Consider the following 250-nt stretch of genomic DNA (forward strand, 5'->3'; position numbering starts at 1 on the left):
GGCAATTTTCGACCAGATGATCCAAATATTCTCCAATTTAATACAAACCCAGCGAAATCATCATTATTTTCCGCTCGTTTTATCCAGTCTTTTAAACCCTTACCAGTTTCATTAACCAAAAACTCATCGGCATCCAGAAACAAAAAGTAATCATAGTCTTTTGAATACTCTTTTATAATTCTGTCATATGCTGGTTTTTGAACACCAATTTCTTGAGAAACACGCGGATGATGGATACGATGTATAATCC

1 protein-coding gene is annotated in these 250 nt (G+C 34.8%); it reads right to left on the reverse strand.

What is annotated here, in order from left to right; genetic code table 11:
* Positions 1-250, reverse strand: a 250-nt coding sequence (locus Q4563_RS21460; RefSeq protein ID WP_303605966.1) for a hypothetical protein, incomplete at both ends; no start/stop codon positions are given.

This window comes from Gilvimarinus sp. 1_MG-2023 (genome assembly GCF_030548285.1).